Genomic DNA, 18,008 nt, shown 5'->3' with positions numbered 1-18,008 from the left:
GCGTCAGCCGCCCTCGCCCAGGCGCTTGAGGAAGGTGGGGTAGGACAGCCCGAGCACCTTGGCCGCCTCCATGCGCCGGCCGCCCAGCCGCTCCAGCGCCCAGCGGGTGTAGAGCCGCTCCACGTCCTCGAGCGCGCGCGGCGGACCCGACAGCAGGAAGGCGTCGGGATCCGCGGGGGCCTGGGCCGGAGCGGACACGGCGGAGGCCGCGCCGCCACTGTGCAGCAGCTCCAGCTCCAGCTCGGGGCCCGCCTCCATCACCAGCGCCCGCTCGATGATGTTGTGCAGCTCGCGCACGTTGCCCGGGAAGGCATACGCGGCGAGCCGGGCGCGGGCGCGCGGTCCGAGCGTCGCTTCCTTGCGGCCCAGCTCCCGACGCAGGTCCATGAGCATGCCCTCGGCCAGCGGGAGGATGTCCTCGTGCCGCTCGCGCAGGGGCGGGATGTCGATGCGGAAGACGCTCAGGCGGAACCACAGGTCCTCGCGGAACTCGCCGCGCGCCATGAGGGCGGGCAGGTCGCGGTTGGTGGCCGCCACGATGCGCGCGCCGCTGGAGTGCTCCTGCGTGCCGCCCAGCCGCCGGAAGCGTCCCGAGTCGAGGAAGGTGAGCAGTTTGGCCTGCAGGCCCAGGGGCAGCTCGCCCACCTCGTCGAGGAAGAGCGTGCCCCCGTGCGCTACCTCCACCAGGCCCCGGCGCGTGGTGCGCGCGTCGGTGAAGGCGCCCTTCTCGTGGCCGAACAGCTCGCTCTCCACCGTCTGGTCCGGCAGGGCCGCGCAGTTGACGTGCACGAAGGGCGCGCCCTCGGTGGGAAAGGACAGGGCGTGCAGGTGGCGCGCGAGCATCTCCTTGCCCGCGCCCGTCTCACCCAAGAGCAGCACCGCGCTGCGCGGCGAGGCGGCGATGCGCTCGAGCGCCGCGAGCACCCGCTGCATGGCCGCCGACGCGGGCGGAATGAGGCGGCGCTTGCCGGACAGCTCGGCCTCGGCCGCGGCCAGTCGCTCCTTGAGGCGGCCCGTGTCCAGGGCGCGGCGCACGCGCAGCACCAGGTCGGCGAGCTCCACCGGCTTGGCCACGTAGTCCGCGGCGCCCGCGCGCACCGCGTCCACGGCGCTCGCGATGTCGCCGTACGCCGTCACCATCACCACCGCCGCGCCGGGCGCCTGCGCCTTGAGCTCGGGCAGGAAGGTGAGCCCGTCTCCGTCCGGCAGCCGCCGATCCAGCACCACCAGGGCGGGGGTCAGCCGCGCGAGCGCCGCGCGGGCCTCGTGCAGCGAGCGCGCCAGGGTGACGGCGTAGCCCTCGCGCTGCAGGGCCGCCGCCGCCAAGGACGAGAACGCCCGGTCATCGTCCACGAACAAGAGGGGCGGGCTCATGCGGAGGTCTCCGGGACGTCCAGGGGCAGGCGCACGCTGAAGCGGCTGCCCCCGGGGATGCGGGTGAAGGTGAGCTGGCCGTGCTGCTGCTCCACCGCGCGGCGGGTCATGGACAGGCCCAGGCCCACGCCCTTGGGCTTGGTGGTGACGAAGGGCTCGAAGAGCCGCTGCTCGAAGCCCGCCGGGGGGCCCCCGGCGTTGTCCTCCACGTCCACCACGGCATGGGCGTCTTCCCGCCGCACGCTCACGCGCACCTCGGGGTTCTGCACCTGGCCCAGGTCCTTGGCGGCCACGGCGGCCTCCATGGCGTTGCGCACCAGGTTGTCCAGCGCCGTGGCCAGCAGCAGGGGGTCCCCATCGAGCGACAGCGCCTCGGGCAGCCGCGCGTCGAGCTGGACCTCCTCGGCCTCGGGCAGCACGCTCAGGCCCTCGATCACCTCGCGCACGAGCGCGGGCAGGTCCATGGGGATGCGCTGCACGCGCGGCGGCTTGCCGAAGTGCAGGAGCGACGTGGCCAGGTGCGCGAGCCGGTCGATCTGCCCGCGCAGGGTGCGCACCGCGAGCGCCTGCTCCTCGAGGGGCGAGAGCATGCCGGTGGCCACCTTGAGCCCGTTGAGGGAGTTCTTCACCTCGTGGGCGATGAGGCTCGCGGCCGAGCCGAGCGCCGCCAGGGTCTCCTTCTCCGCCGCGCGCCGCTCCACCTCCAGGAAGAGCCGGTAGACGCGCCGCCCGTACAGGCCGACGAGCAACAGCGTGCCCACCTGCAGGATGACGATCACCAGCAGTTGGGTGAGCAGCCGGTCCCGGATGCTCTCCATGCTGGCCGTCTCGTCCGCGGCGAGCACCAGGCGCAGCTCGGTGCCGGGCACGGGCGTGGCCCAGGCGAACACCTCGCCCCGGCCCGTCTCCATCTCCTGGCCCCGCTCGGACAGGAGCGTCTCCACCTTGGCGGCGAAGCCCTTGGTCAGCGCCCAGTCCGGAGGCGAGTTGGGGACGAAGAGGTCGCCCGCGCGGTTGAGCACCAGCAGCGTCAGGTGCTCGCGCGTGGGCCGGGCGCCGGGCAGGTCCGCGCTGGCGTCGAGCAGTCCGGCCAGCACGCCCAGCGTCTGGCGCTCGCGCACGATGGGCACGGCGACGACGAAGGTGGAGGCGCCAGGGCTGATGGCGTCGACGGTGGGCGACTGCTTGACGAGCAGGTGTTGGAACCAGGCGCGGTTGAGCTGGCTGCCTTGTGTGAGCAGATCCGGGGGCTCACTCCAGCGCGCCTTGCCCGTGGCGTCCATCAGCACGATGCCCTGGCGGAACAGGCCGGTGTTGGGGCCGGTGAGATCCTGCACGTCCTCGAGCGAGTGCTCGCGCCGCAGCTCCGGGCCCACGCCCAGCGCCACGCGCGTCAGCTCCGACTTGAGCAGTTGCAGGTGCAGGCCCAGGGACTGGGCGTACACCCGGCCCTCGCGCGCCACGCGGGAGCGGAACTGGTGGCGCATCTCGTCGACGTCACTCCGGTAGGACACGAGCGGCCCGCCCAGGGCGACGAGGCCCATGAGGAACAGGCCCAGGAGCACCGAGCGGGTGAAGCGCCGCTCGGCCGCGTGCAGTCCGGAGTGCGGGGGGCTCGTCATCTCGGGGCGCGGGGCCTCAGGCCCGGACGAGCTTGGGGGGCGCGGGCGGCTCCTCGGGGACGCCCGGGCTCAGGTTGCCGGTGAGGTACTGGCCGGAGAAGCACGCCGTGCAGAAGGTGGTGCGCTCGCGGTCACCCACCGCCGTGCCCAGGCCGTCCAGGGAGATGTAGCCCAGCGAGTCCGCCGTCACGTAGCGGGCGATCTCCTCCACGCTGTGGCTGGAGGCGATGAGCTCCTGGCGGCTCGGCGTGTCGATGCCGTAGTAGCAGGGCCACTGGGTGGGCGGCGAGGAGATGCGCAGGTGCACCTCCAGCGCGCCCGCGGCCTTGAGCATCTTCACGATCTTGCGGCTCGTGGTGCCGCGCACGATGGAGTCATCCACCACCACCACGCGCTTGCCCTTGAGCACCTGGCGCACCGCGGACAGCTTGAGCTTCACGCCGAAGTGGCGGATGGACTGCTGGGGCTCGATGAAGGTGCGGCCCACGTAGTGGCTGCGGATGAGGCCCACGTCGTAGGGGATGCCGCTCGCCTGCGCGTAGCCGATGGCCGCGGGCACGCCCGAGTCGGGCACCGCGATGACCAGATCCGCGCCCGGCACGGGCTGCTCGCGCGCCAGCTGCCGGCCCAGCTCCTTGCGCGTCTCGTACACGCTCGCGCCGAAGAGGACCGAGTCCGGCTTGGCGAAGTACACGTGCTCGAAGATGCACCGGCCCTGGCGCGAGGGCGTGAAGGGGTGGCTGGTGCGCAGGCCGTCCTCGTCGATGACGACCATCTCGCCCACCTCGATCTCCCGGATGAACTCCGCCTCGATGAGATCCAGCGCCGTCGTCTCGCTCGCCAGCACCCAGCTGTTCTTGAGCCGACCGAGCACGAGCGGCCGGAAGCCGAACGGGTCGCGCACCGCCACGAGCTTCTTCTCGGTGAGGAACAAGAGGCTGTAGGCGCCCTTCACCCGGCCCAGGGCCTCCACCACCTTCTGCTCGAAGGTGGCCTGCTTGGAGCGGGCGATGAGGTGGATGACGACCTCGGTGTCCGAGTCCGACTGGAAGATGGCGCCGTCGGCCTCGAGCGCCTTGCGCAGCTCCAGGGCGTTGACGAGGTTGCCGTTGTGGGCCACCGCCATGTGGCCGCCCACGTACTCCACCGTGAGGGGCTGGGCGTTCTTGAGCCGGCTGACGCCCGCGGTGGAGTAGCGCACGTGGCCGATGGCCGCGCCGCCGGGCAGGTCCTCGATCACCGGCGCGGTGAAGATGTCCGCGACGAGCCCCATCTCCCGGTGCGCGCGCAGGCTCTCACCATCCGAGGCGACGATGCCCGCGGACTCCTGACCCCGGTGCTGCAGGGCGTGCAGACCCAGGTACGTCAGGTTGGAAGCCTCTGGGTGACCGACGATTCCGAAGATTCCACACATGGCCGGTGCCTTATCCCCTTCGGGTGTTGAACGGAACTCCAGAACGGTTGTTCCGTTCCGGGGTATTCCTGTGGGGAGGAGTCGGAGGCGGGCGGGCGGGCCCCTTCCGGACCGGGAATTTCCGGGTTCCCGCCGAGACTTGGGGCTTGTCATGTCGTCCATCTCCCGTCGCCACCGGTGGCGCTCGTTGCTTCCCCTGCTCGTGCTGACGGTGGGCTCGGCCTACGCGCTCGCCTCGTGGAACTGGTGTGGCCGCTGGAAGGACGACGCCCCCGTGGTGCTGGGTCAGGCGCGGGCCGAGGGGCCGTGGAAGGCCGGCGCGGCGCGGGTGGCCCTGGTGCCGCCCTATCCGGTGGTGGTGGCGGGCTATGGGTTCGCCCCGCCCGAGGCCCGGAGCGCCGGCCTGCCGCCCCAGGCGCGCGCGGTGGTGCTGGAGTCGGGGGGCCTCAAGGTGGGGCTGGTGTCCCTGGAGCTGATGCTCGTGCCGGACGCGCTGGTGGCCGCGGTGCGCGAGCGCGCCGCGCCCCTGGGGCTCAACGCCGTGCTGGTGGTGGCCACCCATACGCATTCCTCGTTCGGCGGGTATGACCACCGTCCCGCCTCACAGCTGTCCGGCACGGGGCGCTTTCGCGAGGACGCCCTGCGGGCGGCGGCCACGGGCGCGGGCGAGGCCCTGGCGCGGGCGGCCGCCCGGCTCACCGACGTCACCCTGGAGGTGGGCGAGGCCCGGGAGCCGGGGCTCGTCCGTTCGCGCTCCGGAGGCGAGCCGCCCTCGGGCACGCTCACCCGCGTGGCGCTGCGGAGCGCCGAGGGGCCCGTGGCGGAACTGCTGCTCTTCGCGGCGCACCCCACGCTCGTCCCCCGGCGGCGTGACGTGCTCGACCCGGACTGGCCCGGCCGCCTGAGCGAGGCCCGCGAGGCCGAGGGGGGCGTGACGCTGGTGTTGCAGGAGGCCTCGGGCAACGCGTCGGCGGTGTCGGACGGGGCCGAGGGCCTGGAGCGGGCGGTCGCCTACGCGAAGGCGGTGGACGCGCTCGCGGACAAGGCCGCGCCGGTGGTGACCGAGGCGCCGGTGCTGGGCTACGCGCGGGTGTCCGTGGCGCTGCCCCGGCCGGATGCCTCCCGGCTGGTGCCCGGCTACGCGCGGGCGGCGGGGGACAACTTCCTGTGTGCCTCCTCCGCGCGCACCGGGGAGGTGGGGGCGCTGCGGCTCGGGCCCTTGCGCTGGGTGCTCGTGCCCGGCGAGCCCACCGTGCAGGCGGGCGCGGCCCTGGCGCGTCGCACGGGGGCCAGCGCGGTGCTGGGGCTCGTGGACGGCTACCTCGGCTACGTGGAGACGCCCGAGCGCGTGGAGGCGCGTGAGGGCGAGGCGCATCGGCAGTACTTCGGCCCGGGGCTCCTGGAGCGGCTGGGCGTGGGCGCCGAACAGGCCGCCCACGCGGCGGGCTTCTCGCCCTAGAACTTCGGGAACTTCGAGTCCTCTTCGCGCTTCTTGAAGAGGAGCACGGTGCGGCCCAACAACTGCACCAGATGGGCGCCCGCGCCCTCGGCCAGCTTCTCGGCGGCGTCGTGGCGCTCCTCGGGGCCCTCGTTGAGCTTCACCTTGATGAGCTCGTGGTCCTGGAGCGCCTGGTTGACGGCGCCGATGATGCCCTCGCTCACGCCCGACTGGCCCACGATGACCACGGGCTCCAGGTGATGTCCCAGTGCGCGAAGCTCGCGGCGCTGCTTTCCGGTCAACGGCAAGATTGCTTCTCCTCGAATGAGGGGAGCGCGGTGGCGCCCCCGGGTGTCGCACCCTACTTCTTTTGGGCCGCCATGCGGATCTCCCGCTGCGCGTCGATGTGGTTGGGCTGCAGTTCCACGGTCTTCTGGAAGTGCTTGAGCGAGCCGCTCGTGTCCCCACACAGCTTGGCGATGACTCCCAGGAAGTAGTGCCCGGCGGCCACCCTGTCGTTCTTCTTGAGGCACACCTGGATGTCGCGGAAGGCCTCGTTGAAGCCCTGCTTCTTGTCCTCGAAGGTGAAGAAGCGGGCGTAGCCGCGCCAGGCGTAGAACTCGGCCTCCTCGGGGTTGAGCTGGATGGCCTCGTCGAGCAGCTTCGCCGCGTCGGCGAACTTGCGGTTCTTGAGGTAGACGCCCGCGCGGCGGAAGAGGTCCTCGCTCTTGAGGATGCCCTCCACGTCCACCTCGGCCTCCTTGTTGCCGCCGTGCTTGAGCTCGTCGATGTAGGCCACGCGGCTCTTCTCGTCGGAGAGCACGCGCTGGGCCTCGCCGATGTAGGCGAAGATGTCCGCCTTGAGCTTCTCCAACTCGGGCGGCGCGCCGGGCGGCAGCGTGTCCGGGTGGTACTGCTTGGCCAGCTTGAAGTAGGCGATCTTCACCGCCGGGCCATTGGTGTCCGCGCCCACGCCCAGGCGCTCGAAGTGGTTCTGCTCCTTCATCTTCTGGGCGAGCTCGCGCAGGGCGGGCAGTTCGCCCGCGCCCGTCGCGGCGGCTGGAGCGGCCGAGGCGGGAGCGGCCGGGGCGGGAGCGGCCGGGGCGGGGGCCGCGGGCTTGGCGATCGGAGCGGGCGCGGGAGCGGCGGGCTTGGCGACCGGAGCGGCGGGCTTGGCGACCGGAGCGGGGGCGGCGGGCTTGGCGACCGGAGCGGGGGCGGCGGGCTTGGCGACCGGAGCGGGAGCGGCGGGCTTGGCGACCGGCGCGGCGGGGGCGGGAGCCGCGGGTTTGGCGGCAGGGGCCTGGGCGGCGGGAGCGGGCGCGGCGGGCTTGGCGACCGGCGCGGCGGGCTTGGCGGCGGGGGCCTGGGCGGCGGCCGGAGCCGGTGCGGCGGGTTTGGCGGCGGGCGGAGGGGCCTCGGGCGCGGGGGCACGCGAGGCGGCGAAGGACACGCTCCCAAGCTCCTTGAGGAGGAACACGAGCCGCAGCAGGTGCTCGGCGTCCTGGGGAATGTCGTTGAGGAACTGGGCCGTGGAGCGCACGCCGTCGATGAGGGCGAGCACGCGCACCTCATGCGGGGTGAGGCGCAGGTCGCCGGTGGCCACGTGCCCGTTGGACTTCATCACCGGCAGGGCGATGACGGGCTGGAGCAGACGGCGCAGGTCCGCGCTGGGAATGCGGCGCACCAGGTCGCTGAGCACGGCCCACTTGTTGCCCAGGGGCATGGCCTTGGCGGCGGGCAATTCCTTGGGCTCGAAGGTGAAGCTGCCCGCTTCGGCGCGCAGGCCCTTGAGCAGGATGCCCTGGGCGCGCTGCGCGAGCTGGGCGAAGGCCGAGGCGGGCTGGAGCAGGCCCAGGCCGAACAGGGCCGCGAGCACCTCGCCGCCGAAGCGGCCCTTGGCGGCCTCGGCCTGCTGGTACTGCTCGGGGGAGACGAGCTTGGAGCGCTGGAGCCAGGTCTCCAGGGCGTCATCGGGATGGGACGACTCGATGAGCTCGGGGTTGCCCTTGCGGAAGTGGATGCCGACGGTGCCGTCGGCCAGGACGAGCGAGAGCAGGCCGGTCTGGTTGCCCGCGGCGATGAGGCCGTAGAGGCGCACGGGCGAGTGCGCCGCGAGCGAGCCCTGGGCGGGAGGCGGCTCGACGGTCTCCGGCGCGACCGTGGGGACGCTCATGGTGATGGGCGAGGTCGGGGTCGCCGGCCGGGCCGGAGGGGGCGCGGCGGGAGCGGCCGGCTTCGGCGCGCCTGGGGGCGGGGCGCCCGGGGCGGGAGCGCCGGCGGCGGCCGGTTTCGGGGCTCCGGGAGGCGGACCCGGAGGCCGGGCGGGCGGCGGAGGCCGGGTGATGGGGGTGCCGGGCTTGGGAATGCCGGGACCGGCGAGGGGCACGCCGCCCGCGGGCGCGGGTCCGTGGGGCGCCGGAGCCGTCACGGGCGCCTGGGGCGCGGCGGCCGGCGGAGCGCGAACGGCTCCGGGCGGCACGACGTCTCCCCACATCTCCCGGGGGAAGCTGTCACGCACCTGGGGCATGCGCCCGGGCAGGACGAAGTTGATGCCGTCCTCGGACACCTGGAGCCGACCCTGGATGGCGCCGTTCTCGATGAGCAGCTCGATGGTGGCCCGCTCGAGGGGTCCCCAGATGGCGCCCTTGTCGTTGCGCACGAAGTACTGCCGGATGTCTCCCTCCGCCATCTTGGGATGTGCTCCTTGCTAGGCCCTGGACACCCTAACCTTGCTGACGGATCTGGGAAAGCAAACGGCCACGCCACCCTTCACCGGACGGAGTCCAGCGTGGCCATTCCCAGGATGTTCAGGCAGGCGGCATCCGCGTCCTGGGCGGCGGGCGGATCGAAGCAGTGCACCTCGGTATCGAACACCTTGCACAGGCCCTTGGGCGTCGCGGCGCAGGCGGCCTTGGCGTAGGACTTGGTGCAGCCGTAGCCACACACCGGGTGTCCGTCGCTCATCATGCACTGCAAGGGGGGCAGGGACTTGCCCCAGGCACAGAGCGTCTGGGCGGGGGGATCGAAGCACTTGAGCTGGAGGCCATCGCTCTTGCACACGCCCAGGGGCGTGGCGTTGCAGGCGACCTGGCCGGCGCCCTGGGTGCACTTGTAGCCGCAGGCCACGTCCTGGTCGTACCCCTTGCACTCGGCGCGCGGCGTGGCCTTGCCGTACACGGCGTACACGTGGGGAGGCGGATCGAAGCAGACGATCTCCCCGGCGCGGGTGCCACAGGTGCCCGCCGGGGTGCGCGCGCACTTCACCTTGCCGGCCTGGACGGCGCACTGGTAGCCGCAGCCCACCTGGCCGTCGATGGTCTTGCACTCGGGGGGCGGCAGCGCGTCGCCATAGAGGCGGACGATGAAGGCGGGGGGATCGAAGCACACCGCCTGCCCGTCGATGACCTGGCAGGTGCCCTGGGGCGTCTGGGCGCAGCGCACCCGCTGTCCGTCGGACTTGCACTGGTAGCCGCACGCCACGTGCCCGTCGATGGCGCGGCAGGTGGGCCCGCCGGCGTCCACGGGCGCGGCCGTCAGCAGCGCGAGCGTCATCACGGAGACCAGGGTCGTGAGCACGGGGAGGTCCTTGGGGTGAGGGGGCCCCCGATTGACGCCCAGAGCCGTCGCGCACGCAAGCTTTGGACATGCTAGGTGGCCGGTCGTGGACTTGTCCTTCTCGCAGCTCGCCCTGTTGTGCGCCGCGGCCCTCATCGCGGGTGTGGTGGATGCCATCGCGGGGGGTGGAGGGCTCGTGACCCTGCCCGCCATCCTGGCGGTCGGCCTGCCGCCGCACGTGGCCCTGGGGACGAACAAGGGGCAGTCCGTGTTCGGCGCCTTCGCCGCGCTGCTGCGCTTCTGGCGGGCGGGGCTCGTGCGGCGCGACCTGTCCACCGTCACGTTCCCCCTGGGCCTCCTGGGCGCGCTGCTGGGCACGGGCCTGGTGCTGCTCATGCGGCCCGAGGTCCTCAAGCCTGTGGTGCTCGTGCTGCTGGTGGTGGTGGCCGCCTTCCTCGCCTTCCGTCGGGGGCCTCCTCCCGGCACCCGGCCCCAGCCGCCGCTCGCGCGCGCGCGGGCCCTGGGCGCCATCATCGCCCTGCTCGTCGGGGCCTATGACGGCTTCTTCGGCCCCGGCACGGGCACCTTCCTCATCATCGCGTTCTCGGGGCTGCTCGGGCACTCGCTCACGCACGCCTCGGCGGACGCGAAGGTGGTCAACTTCGCGACCAACCTGTCGGCGGTGGCGCTCTTCTCCTCCCGGGGCCTCGTGCTCTGGCACGTGGCGCTGCCCATGGCCGCGGCCCAGTTCACCGGGGCCTGGCTGGGCGTGCACCTGGCCGTGCGCGGCGGCGACACGCTCGTGCGCAAGGTGGTGCTGGGCGTGGTGGTGGCGCTCGTGCTCAAGCTGGGACGGGACGTGCTCGTCGGCTGACGCTAGCCGATGAACACCAGCAGGCCGAGTCCCCGCCGCGCCACCTGGCCGGTGAACTCCTGGAGCTCCGCGAAGTAGGACAGCAGCTCCTCGCGGGGATCCAGATCCTCCGGAGGCTCCTCCCAGAAGCCCGGGTAGATGTCCTCCTCCTGCATGCGCGCGGGCGCGTAGCGCTGGCTCAGCGTCTTCTCGGGCAGCGCCTGGAGCGCCTGGGCGAGCGCCTTCACCTGGGCGGCGGAGAACAGCCGCGCGGTGCCCTCGTCGGAGGGGATGTCGCCCACGTCCTCGCCGCCGCGCACGAGGAAGTCCAACGGGGCCTGTCCGTCCCACGCCGTGCCCGTGAGCAGGTACTGCAGGCCGTGCCACGTCTCGCCGATGTCCAGCTCCAGGAAGCGCACGCCGTCGGCGTCCCCGAAGTCCTCCTCGTCGTCGATGAAGGCCTCGAGCTGGCCGGGCGCCGCGAGCAGCGCCCGACGCTGGGTCTCCGTCAGGCTGCGCAGTGAGCAGAGCATTTCCATGCGGATCAGACCTCTCCGGGGTTCATGTCCAACGGGTTCATGCCGAGGGGGGGCGTCGGCCCCGTCCCCGCCTGTAGTCCAGGATGCGCTCCCAGGGAACCGAGTACTCGGTGAAGGCGTCGCGCAGCGGGGCGAGCTCCTCGTCGCTTCCCCCCACGATGACGCCATGTCCCGTGAACGAGGCCTCCAGCAGCAGGCGCGCGCCGTCCGCGTCGAGCTCGCGCGCGGCCACCATCAGCCAGTCGGGGTCCTGGCGCAGCACGGCCCGCATGCGCGGGGTCAGGCCGTACTCCGGCGAGGCCACGAGCCGCTCGAGCTCCGGGCGCGTCAGGTGGGGTTGCAACTCGTCCAGGTCCGGCTCGTCGACGAGCAGGAACAGGGGCGCTTCGAACGTGGGCACCCCCATCCACCGGGCGATGGGATCCTGGGGGTGCAGCCGCTCGCGCAGGGCCTCGCGCCGCTCGGCGTCTCCTCCGTCCCCGTCGAAGAGCACCCAGCGCGAGAGGACCTCGGGCTCGCGGCGGGGGGCCTCGTGGTATTCGCGGGCGAAGGCCGCCAGCTCGTCGTCCCCCACGCCCGCGCGCCAGAGCGCGAACAGCACCCGCGAGGCGAGCCGGGGCGAGGTGCACTTCTCGGGGACCCGCACGGCACAGGCCTCGCCCCGGGACGTGAAGCCGATGGCGATGTCCGGGTGGAGCACCGGGCCGGGGGCGGGCACCCGCGGCGGGGGGTCCCAGCGCGGCGCGTCGGGCAGCAGGTGGGGCTCCAGGTCCTCCGGCCACCGCTCGGCGATGGCGCGGATGAACGTCTCCCCCGCGTCCAGGCCATCCGGCCACACCTCGGGCACCAGGGAGACGAGCGGAATGCCGCGCTCGCTCGCCCACCGGGCCGTCCACCGGAACAGGTCCGAGGCGAGCGGCTCCACTTCCCGGGCCGCCCACGCGATGCGCGAGACGAACCCCGGGCCCTCGAAGTCGCGCTCCACCCAGTTCTGATCCCACAGGTGGAAGGTGTGCTGACACATGGCCGCGTACAGCTCGTCGAGCGCCCACGTCACGCGCTCCACCGGGGCCAGCCGACGCGCCGCCTCGTCCACGCCGCAGTGGCCCTCGCCCAGCCGCGCGTCGATGCGCTCGCGCACGGACTCGTAGCTGCGCACCGGCCGGGGCTCCAGGCGGAAGGGGCGGGGCGCGTTCACCCGGGTGCGCAGGGGGTCGAAGCGCGCGTCGCCTGGATCCTCCAGGGGCATCCACCGCGAGAGGGTGTCGAGCTCCTGGCCCCAGGCGCGCAGGAAGTCCTCGTGGAAGCGCACCAGCGCCGCGTCCTCGGCGCCCACGCGCCACAGCGCGAGCAGGGCCTGGGACAGCACCTCGCCCCGCGAGAAGGGCTCCGGGCCGTCGTCCGGGGCCCAGCGCGCGAGCGGGAAGAGGACACCCACCTCGGCGGCGGCGCGGACTTCCCGGCGCGGCTCGGGCGCGAGAGGCAGGCCCTCCAGGGCGAGCTTCTCCGGCCAGCGCCGCACGAGCGTCTCCAGCAGGCCCCGGAGCGCCTCGGCCCGGGTCAGCCAGAGCGCGGGCACGACGCGGGCCAGGGGGCTCTCCGGCGACACGCGCAGGGTCCAGCGCGCCAGGGCGACGACCTCGGGCGCGAAGGCCTCGCCCAGGGCGAGCAGGGCGTCGAGCCGCTCCCGGGCGAGCCCGTCCCCCGGGGAGAAGACGCCCCGCCAGGAGGACAGCGGCCCCTGCTGGGTGGTGGCCTCCTCGAAGTCGTCCGTCAGCCACAGCACCTGCTGGGGCGGGGTGAGCAGCGCAGCGACCTCGGCGAAGCGCGGCGGGGGCTCACGTCCCACGAGGCCCGCCGCCCGGAGGGGCGCGTCCACCTGGGTGAGCACCTCGGTCCATTCGCGCAGAAGCGGGAGGTTCGGATCCAGCCGCATGGTCGCTCCGCAGGGCCCTCGCGCTACTCGACGACCACGAGCTAGGCGTTGATCTCCACGGCGGTGCCCTCGCGCGCGGGCAGCTCCACCACCTTGCCGGCCTTGGGGCTCTTGAGCTCGTTCTCCATCTTCATGGCCTCGACGACCACCAGGCCCTGGCCTTCCTTCACCTCGTCGCCGAGCTTCACCAGCACCTTGAGCACCTTGCCGGGCATGGGGGCGGCGATGAGCTGCTTGCCCTCCACGGAGAAGCCCGCCTTGCCCGCGCGCAGGCGCAGCCGCCGCTCGTCGGCCACGTCCATGCGCGCCGTCTGCCCGCCCACCTGCACGAGCACCTCGTCGCCCACCTCGTCGAACTCGACGTGGTGCGACACCCCGTCCACCAGCAGCGACAGCGAGCTGGCGTCGATGGCCAGCGCGTCCACCACCACGGTGCGGCCCGCGTACGTGAGCGTGTAGCGGTTGTCACCGGCGGGCTCGATGTCCACCGGCACCGCGTCCTTCTGTCCCTGCCGCTTCGTGAAATAACGCATGCGTTTGGAATCCCGGGAGAGTGACGGCCTAGTTGCCGTGGCGCAGGGCCCGCCGCCAGGTGGAGATGCCCGCTTCGCCCGCCGCGGTCGTGGCCGCGGGCTGGCCGCGCAGGCGCTTCTGGTCGCGCTGGTAGGCGTACACCACGCTGGCCAGCAGCGCCGCCTCGCTGACCTGGGGGTCCTCCGCCTGGGCCACGAGCGCCTCGTGCCCCCGCGTGAGGAAGCTCGTGTCGTAGTCGCCGCCCACGAACTCCGCGTGCGAGAGGATGGCGTGCAGGTAGCGCACGTTGGTGGTGATGCCCTTGACCACGTACTCGTCCAGCGCCCGCTTGGCCCGCGCGATGGCCTCCTCGCGCGTGGGGCCCCACACGGACAGCTTGGAGATCATGGGATCGTAGAAGTTGGGCACCGTGTAGCCGGTGAACACGCCCGAGTCGTCGCGCAGGTTGGGGCCGCCGGGCACGCGCAGCGTGGTGATGCGGCCGGGGCTCGGCATGAAGTTGCGCGCCGGGTCCTCCGCGTACACGCGCACCTCGATGGCGTGGCCGTTGGGCACGGGCGCCTGGGTGAGCGGCAGCTTCTCGCCCTCGGCGACCTTGATCTGCCAGGCCACCAGGTCCAGCCCCGTCACCCACTCCGTCACGGGGTGCTCCACCTGGAGGCGCGTGTTCATCTCCAGGAAGTAGAAGTTGCGGTGCACGTCGACGAGGAACTCCACCGTGCCCGCGCCCACGTAGTTCACCGCCCGGGCCGCCTGCACCGCCACCTCGCCCATCTTCGCGCGCAACTCCGGCGTCAGGATGGGGCTGGGCGTCTCCTCCACCACCTTCTGGTGCCGGCGCTGCGCCGAGCACTCGCGCTCGTTCAGGTGGATGGTGGTGCCGTGCGTGTCGGCGAAGACCTGGATCTCCACGTGGTGGGGCTTCTCCAGGTACTTCTCGATGTAGACGGCGTCGTTGCCGAAGGCGTTGAGCGCCTCGCTCTTGGCGCCGCGCCAGGCGGAGTCGAAGTCCTCCAGGCGCTCCACGCGGCGCATGCCCTTGCCGCCACCGCCGCCCGCGGCCTTGAGCATGATGGGAAAGCCGATCTTCACCGCGTAGTCGCGCGCTTCCTCGCTGGTCGCGAAGGGCTCGGTGCTGCCGGGCACCACGGGCACGCCCGCCTTGATCATGTTCTGCCGCGCGCGCGTCTTCTCGCCCATGGAATCCATGGCGGAGGCGGGCGGCCCGATGAACGTGATGCCGGCCTGCTCGCACGCGCGCACGAAGGACGCGTTCTCGGACAGGAAGCCGTAGCCGGGGTGGATGGCATCCGCGCCCGAGCGTCGGGCGACCTCGAGGATGCGCTCCTGCACGAGGTAGCTCTCACGCGAGGGCGGCGGGCCCACGCAGAAGGCCTGGTCGGCCATGCGCACGTGGGGCGCGGAGCGGTCCGCCTCGGAGTAGACGGCCACCGTGGCGATGCCGAGCTCCCGGCAGGTGCGGATCACCCGGACGGCGATCTCCCCGCGATTGGCGATGAGGATTTTGCGGATCTTGCCCATGGGCGCCCCTTTAGCACACGGGGACGCGGGCCCGGCCAGCACGATGGCGGCCGGGGGCGCTCGGGCCTCCGCGGACTGACTACTTCCGGGTGCTCAGGTACTGCTCCATGAGGCGCTTGGCCTCCACCAGCTTGGCCTCGACGAAGCGGTCATCCTCGTCCGGCTCCGGCGGCGCGGGCGGCCCCTCGGCGCGGCGGCCCGTCTTGCCCCCGGCGGGCGCGGCGCCCTGCTTGGGGGCCTCGCCCCCGAAGTCCACCGCGGCGGCCAGGAGGTTGCGCGCCGTGGCTCCGCCGTCCAGCAGGCGGCCAAGCACCGGGGCCTCCACGCCAAGCCACCGGGCCGTCTGACGCACCACGTCGATGTACTCGCCCTCCAGCGAGCGCGAGGGACGGCCGGGCTCGCTCAGGGAGGCGCGGCCGTAGCTGCCGGCCTTGTCGGTGTAGAGCCCCACGGCCTGGTCGCGGAAGTCGCGCGCCACGGCCCGGACGATGGAGTCGAGGTGATCCTCGGGAACGGCCTTGCCACTGGCGGGCATGAGCTTCACCTCCGCCACGCGCCAGCCCGCGTCGGCCATGGCCGCGGCGGTCTCCACCCAGCGGACCTCGGGCGGAGGGACATGGGCGAGCTCACACGCACGGGACAGGGTCTGACGCAGGGCGGTGAGGTTGCCTTCGATGTCGGCGAGGAAGAGGACGAGGCGGGGCTGAGACAAACGGGGCTCCTTTTGGTGTGCGCTCCTTGAAGCGCGAACGGCCCCCCCAAAATTTCCCCGGGACGCCGCTGCAGGGTTTCCAGTCAACGGTCTCCGCCTGCCTGCCTGCCTTGGGCGGGGGCCCGTCCGTCATTCAATCCGGCAGGCCTCGGCGAAGTCCAGCCGGGGGCCGCGCGGGTGCAGCTTGGTCGAGTCCCCGTAGCCCAGGTTGAGCAGGAAGTTGCTCTTCCACTGACCGTCCGGGAAGAACGTCTCGTCCACCTTGGCGTTGTCGAAGCCCGCCATGGGGCCGCAGTCCAGCCCGAGCCCCCGGGCCGCGACGATGAGATAGCCGCCCTGCAGCGAGCTGTTCATGTGGGCCATCTTGCGCACGTTCTCCTCCGGCATGGCCTGGAACATGGGCTTGACGTCCCGGGCCGGGAAGAGCTTGTGCATCTGCTCGTGGAAGCGCGAGTCATAGGCGACAATGGCCGTCACCGGCGCGCTCATCGTCTTGTCCACGTTGCCCGCGGAGAGCGCCGGCTTGAGGCGCTGCTTGGCCTCGGGGCTCTTGACGAACACCAGGCGCAGGGGCTGGGTGTTCATCGACGTGGGGCCCATGCGCGCCAACTCGTAGAGCCGCTGGAGCAGGGCATCCTCCACGGGACGGTCCAGCCACACATTGTGGGTGCGCGCGTCGGCGAAGAGGGTGTTGAGCGTCGCGGTGTCGAGGGGGAGGCGGGGGTCGGACATGGCCCCCCTCCCTAATCATCCCGACAGACCCGTGCAAGCGGATGCGCTGGCCTAGAGCGGAATGTTGCCGTGCTTGCGCGGCGGGTTCTCCTGGCGCTTGTTCTTGAGCATTCCCAGGGCGCGGATGACACGCGCGCGGGTGTGCTCGGGCAGGAGCACCTCGTCGATGTAGCCGAGCTCCGCCGCCTTGAAGGGGTTGGCGAACTTCTCGCGGTAGTCGTTGACCAGCCGCGTGCGCTCCACCGCCGCGTCCGGGGCCTTCTTGAGCTCGTCGCGGAAGATGATGTTCACCGCGCCCTCGGGGCCCATGACGGCGATCTCCGCGGAGGGCCAGGCGAAGTTGACGTCCGCGCGGATGTGCTTGGAGGCCATGACGTCATAGGCCCCGCCGTACGCCTTGCGGGTGATGACCGTGACCTTGGGCACCGTGGCCTCGGCGAAGGCGTAGAGCAGCTTGGCGCCGTGGGTGATGATGCCGCCCCACTCCTGATCCGTGCCCGGCAGGAAGCCCGGCACGTCCACCAGCGTGACGAGCGGGATGTTGAAGCAGTCGCAGAAGCGCACGAAGCGCGCCGCCTTCACGCTCGCGTCGATGTCCAGGCAGCCGGCGAGCACCGCGGGCTGGTTGGCCACGAAGCCCACCGAGCGGCCCCCCATGCGCGCGAAGCCCACCACCATGTTCTTGGCGAAGTGCTCCTGCACCTCGAAGAAGTGCCCGTCGTCCACGATGGCGTGGAGGATCTCCTTCACGTCGTAGGGCTTGTTGGGGTTGCCAGGCACCACCGTCTTGAGGCTCTCGTCGGCCCGGTCCACCGGGTCCTCGCTCGGCTGGACGGGCGGGTCCTCCTGGTTGTTGGAGGGCAGGTACGAGAGCAATTCGCGCGTCAGGGCGATGGCCGCCGGCTCGTTCTCCGCGGCGAAGTGCGCCACGCCGGACTTCTGGTTGTGCGTGAGCGCGCCGCCCAGCTCCTCCTTGGTCACCTCCTGGTGCGTCACCGTCTTGATGACGTCCGGGCCGGTGATGAACATGTAGGACGTGTCCTTCACCATCATGATGAAGTCCGTGATGGCGGGCGAGTACACCGCGCCGCCCGCGCACGGGCCCAGGATGAGGGAGATCTGCGGCACCACGCCCGAGGCGAGCGTGTTGCGCAGGAAGATGTCCGCGTAGCCCGCCAGGCTCTCCACGCCCTCCTGGATGCGCGCGCCGCCCGAGTCGTTCAGGCCGATGACGGGCGCGCCCACGCGCATCGCCGTGTCCATGATCTTGCAGATCTTCTGCGCGTAGGCGCCCGAGAGCGAGCCGCCGAAGACGGTGAAGTCCTGGGCGAAGACGAACACCTGGCGCCCCTCCACCGTGCCGTAGCCCGTGACCACGCCATCGCCGGGGATCTTCTTGTCCCCCATGCCGAAGTCCGTGCTGCGGTGGGTGACGAACTTGTCCATCTCCGTGAAGGAGCCGGGGTCGAGCAGCAGGTCGATGCGCTCGCGCGCGGTGAGCTTGCCGGCCTCGTGCTGCTTGGCGATGCGATCCGCGCCACCGCCCAGCTCCGCGCGCTCGTTCATCTGACGCAGGCGGTCACGCAGGGGGTCTGTCTCGGAGGGTCCGTTCATGCGCGCGCATCTAGCACGAAGCGGACGCGGGCGGCACCCCGAGCACACGGGGGCGCGCCGTTGCCCCAAAAGCAACTGCGCTTCATACGAAATCCTCTCCTGCGTCGGATGATTGACAATTATCGGGCGCGGACGCTGAA

Annotated in this window: 15 protein-coding genes; 2 read left to right on the top strand and 13 right to left on the bottom strand. The window is 72.2% G+C overall.

Features of this window, described 5'->3' with window-relative positions; genetic code table 11:
• Positions 1-3: 3 nt before the first annotated feature.
• Genes I3V78_RS36010 through purF form a run of 3 tightly spaced genes read right to left on the bottom strand, consistent with a single transcriptional unit; the run spans position 4 to position 4,410 of the window.
• Entirely contained in the window at positions 4-1,374 is a 1,371-nt protein-coding gene (locus I3V78_RS36010; protein WP_204495077.1) for a sigma-54-dependent transcriptional regulator, read from the bottom strand.
• Positions 1,371-2,996: a sensor histidine kinase gene (locus I3V78_RS36005; RefSeq protein WP_204495074.1), complete on the bottom strand. Its 1,626-nt coding sequence runs from the start codon at positions 2,994-2,996 to the stop codon at positions 1,371-1,373. The genes I3V78_RS36010 and I3V78_RS36005 overlap by 4 nt, the downstream gene beginning before the upstream one ends.
• Before the next feature lie 16 nt (positions 2,997-3,012).
• Positions 3,013-4,410, bottom strand: coding sequence for an amidophosphoribosyltransferase (gene purF, locus I3V78_RS36000; protein WP_204495072.1), 1,398 nt, complete (start codon positions 4,408-4,410; stop codon positions 3,013-3,015).
• A gap of 151 nt (positions 4,411-4,561) precedes the next feature.
• Between purF and I3V78_RS35995 the strand changes: the two genes are divergently transcribed.
• Positions 4,562-5,869 (top strand): hypothetical protein, encoded by a 1,308-nt coding sequence (locus I3V78_RS35995; RefSeq protein ID WP_204495070.1) that lies wholly within the window; start codon positions 4,562-4,564, stop codon positions 5,867-5,869.
• Here I3V78_RS35995 and yhbY read toward each other — a convergent pair.
• The 3 genes from yhbY to I3V78_RS35980 all read right to left on the bottom strand — a co-directional run bounded on the left by yhbY (position 5,866) and on the right by I3V78_RS35980 (position 9,427).
• Positions 5,866-6,156, bottom strand: coding sequence for a ribosome assembly RNA-binding protein YhbY (gene yhbY, locus I3V78_RS35990; protein WP_204495068.1), 291 nt, complete (start codon positions 6,154-6,156; stop codon positions 5,866-5,868). The two genes, I3V78_RS35995 and yhbY, sit on opposite strands and share 4 nt — an antisense overlap.
• A 53-nt stretch (positions 6,157-6,209) precedes the next feature.
• Entirely contained in the window at positions 6,210-8,540 is a 2,331-nt protein-coding gene (locus tag I3V78_RS35985; RefSeq protein ID WP_204495066.1) for a J domain-containing protein, read from the bottom strand.
• A gap of 80 nt (positions 8,541-8,620) precedes the next feature.
• Entirely contained in the window at positions 8,621-9,427 is an 807-nt protein-coding gene (locus I3V78_RS35980) for a hypothetical protein (protein WP_204495064.1), read from the bottom strand.
• 85 nt (positions 9,428-9,512) lie between these two features.
• Here I3V78_RS35980 and I3V78_RS35975 point away from each other — a divergent pair, with 85 nt between their 5' ends.
• Entirely contained in the window at positions 9,513-10,280 is a 768-nt protein-coding gene (locus tag I3V78_RS35975; protein WP_204495062.1) for a TSUP family transporter, read from the top strand.
• 2 nt (positions 10,281-10,282) lie between these two features.
• Here the strand turns inward: I3V78_RS35975 and I3V78_RS35970 are convergent, their stop codons facing one another.
• From I3V78_RS35970 to I3V78_RS35940, 7 genes are all read right to left on the bottom strand, one after another.
• Complete coding sequence (locus tag I3V78_RS35970; RefSeq protein ID WP_204495060.1) at positions 10,283-10,798, bottom strand: YfbM family protein; 516 nt, start codon at positions 10,796-10,798, stop codon at positions 10,283-10,285.
• Between the two features lie 37 nt (positions 10,799-10,835).
• Positions 10,836-12,734, bottom strand: coding sequence for a P-loop NTPase family protein (locus I3V78_RS35965; RefSeq protein ID WP_204495058.1), 1,899 nt, complete (start codon positions 12,732-12,734; stop codon positions 10,836-10,838).
• Between the two features lie 41 nt (positions 12,735-12,775).
• Entirely contained in the window at positions 12,776-13,267 is a 492-nt protein-coding gene (locus I3V78_RS35960) for an acyl-CoA carboxylase biotin carboxyl carrier protein subunit (RefSeq protein WP_204495056.1), read from the bottom strand.
• Positions 13,268-13,295: 28 nt separating this feature from the next.
• Positions 13,296-14,810: an acetyl-CoA carboxylase biotin carboxylase subunit gene (gene accC, locus I3V78_RS35955; RefSeq protein ID WP_204495054.1), complete on the bottom strand. Its 1,515-nt coding sequence runs from the start codon at positions 14,808-14,810 to the stop codon at positions 13,296-13,298.
• A 79-nt stretch (positions 14,811-14,889) separates the two neighbouring features.
• Positions 14,890-15,522 (bottom strand): hypothetical protein, encoded by a 633-nt coding sequence (locus I3V78_RS35950; RefSeq protein WP_204495052.1) that lies wholly within the window; start codon positions 15,520-15,522, stop codon positions 14,890-14,892.
• Positions 15,523-15,651: 129 nt separating this feature from the next.
• Positions 15,652-16,254: a malonic semialdehyde reductase gene (locus I3V78_RS35945; RefSeq protein ID WP_204495050.1), complete on the bottom strand. Its 603-nt coding sequence runs from the start codon at positions 16,252-16,254 to the stop codon at positions 15,652-15,654.
• A 51-nt stretch (positions 16,255-16,305) separates the two neighbouring features.
• Positions 16,306-17,868, bottom strand: a complete 1,563-nt coding sequence (locus I3V78_RS35940; RefSeq protein ID WP_204495048.1) for an acyl-CoA carboxylase subunit beta — start codon at positions 17,866-17,868, stop codon at positions 16,306-16,308.
• Positions 17,869-18,008: the final 140 nt, after the last annotated feature.

The organism is Archangium primigenium, assembly GCF_016904885.1.
GTDB lineage: Bacteria > Myxococcota > Myxococcia > Myxococcales > Myxococcaceae > Cystobacter > Cystobacter primigenius.
Note: the sequence above shows the minus strand (reverse complement) of the source record. Positions and strands in the feature narration are given on the sequence as shown.

Coding starts and splice junctions, on each gene's coding strand:
- I3V78_RS36010 (WP_204495077.1), bottom strand. CDS start 1,374: ATGAGCCCGCCCCTCTTGTTCGTGGACGATGACCGGGCGTTCTCGTCC.
- I3V78_RS36005 (WP_204495074.1), bottom strand. CDS start 2,996: ATGACGAGCCCCCCGCACTCCGGACTGCACGCGGCCGAGCGGCGCTTC.
- purF (WP_204495072.1), bottom strand. CDS start 4,410: ATGTGTGGAATCTTCGGAATCGTCGGTCACCCAGAGGCTTCCAACCTG.
- I3V78_RS35995 (WP_204495070.1), top strand. CDS start 4,562: ATGTCGTCCATCTCCCGTCGCCACCGGTGGCGCTCGTTGCTTCCCCTG.
- I3V78_RS35985 (WP_204495066.1), bottom strand. CDS start 8,540: ATGGCGGAGGGAGACATCCGGCAGTACTTCGTGCGCAACGACAAGGGC.
- I3V78_RS35970 (WP_204495060.1), bottom strand. CDS start 10,798: ATGGAAATGCTCTGCTCACTGCGCAGCCTGACGGAGACCCAGCGTCGG.
- I3V78_RS35965 (WP_204495058.1), bottom strand. CDS start 12,734: ATGCGGCTGGATCCGAACCTCCCGCTTCTGCGCGAATGGACCGAGGTG.
- I3V78_RS35960 (WP_204495056.1), bottom strand. CDS start 13,267: ATGCGTTATTTCACGAAGCGGCAGGGACAGAAGGACGCGGTGCCGGTG.
- accC (WP_204495054.1), bottom strand. CDS start 14,810: ATGGGCAAGATCCGCAAAATCCTCATCGCCAATCGCGGGGAGATCGCC.
- I3V78_RS35945 (WP_204495050.1), bottom strand. CDS start 16,254: ATGTCCGACCCCCGCCTCCCCCTCGACACCGCGACGCTCAACACCCTC.
- I3V78_RS35940 (WP_204495048.1), bottom strand. CDS start 17,868: ATGAACGGACCCTCCGAGACAGACCCCCTGCGTGACCGCCTGCGTCAG.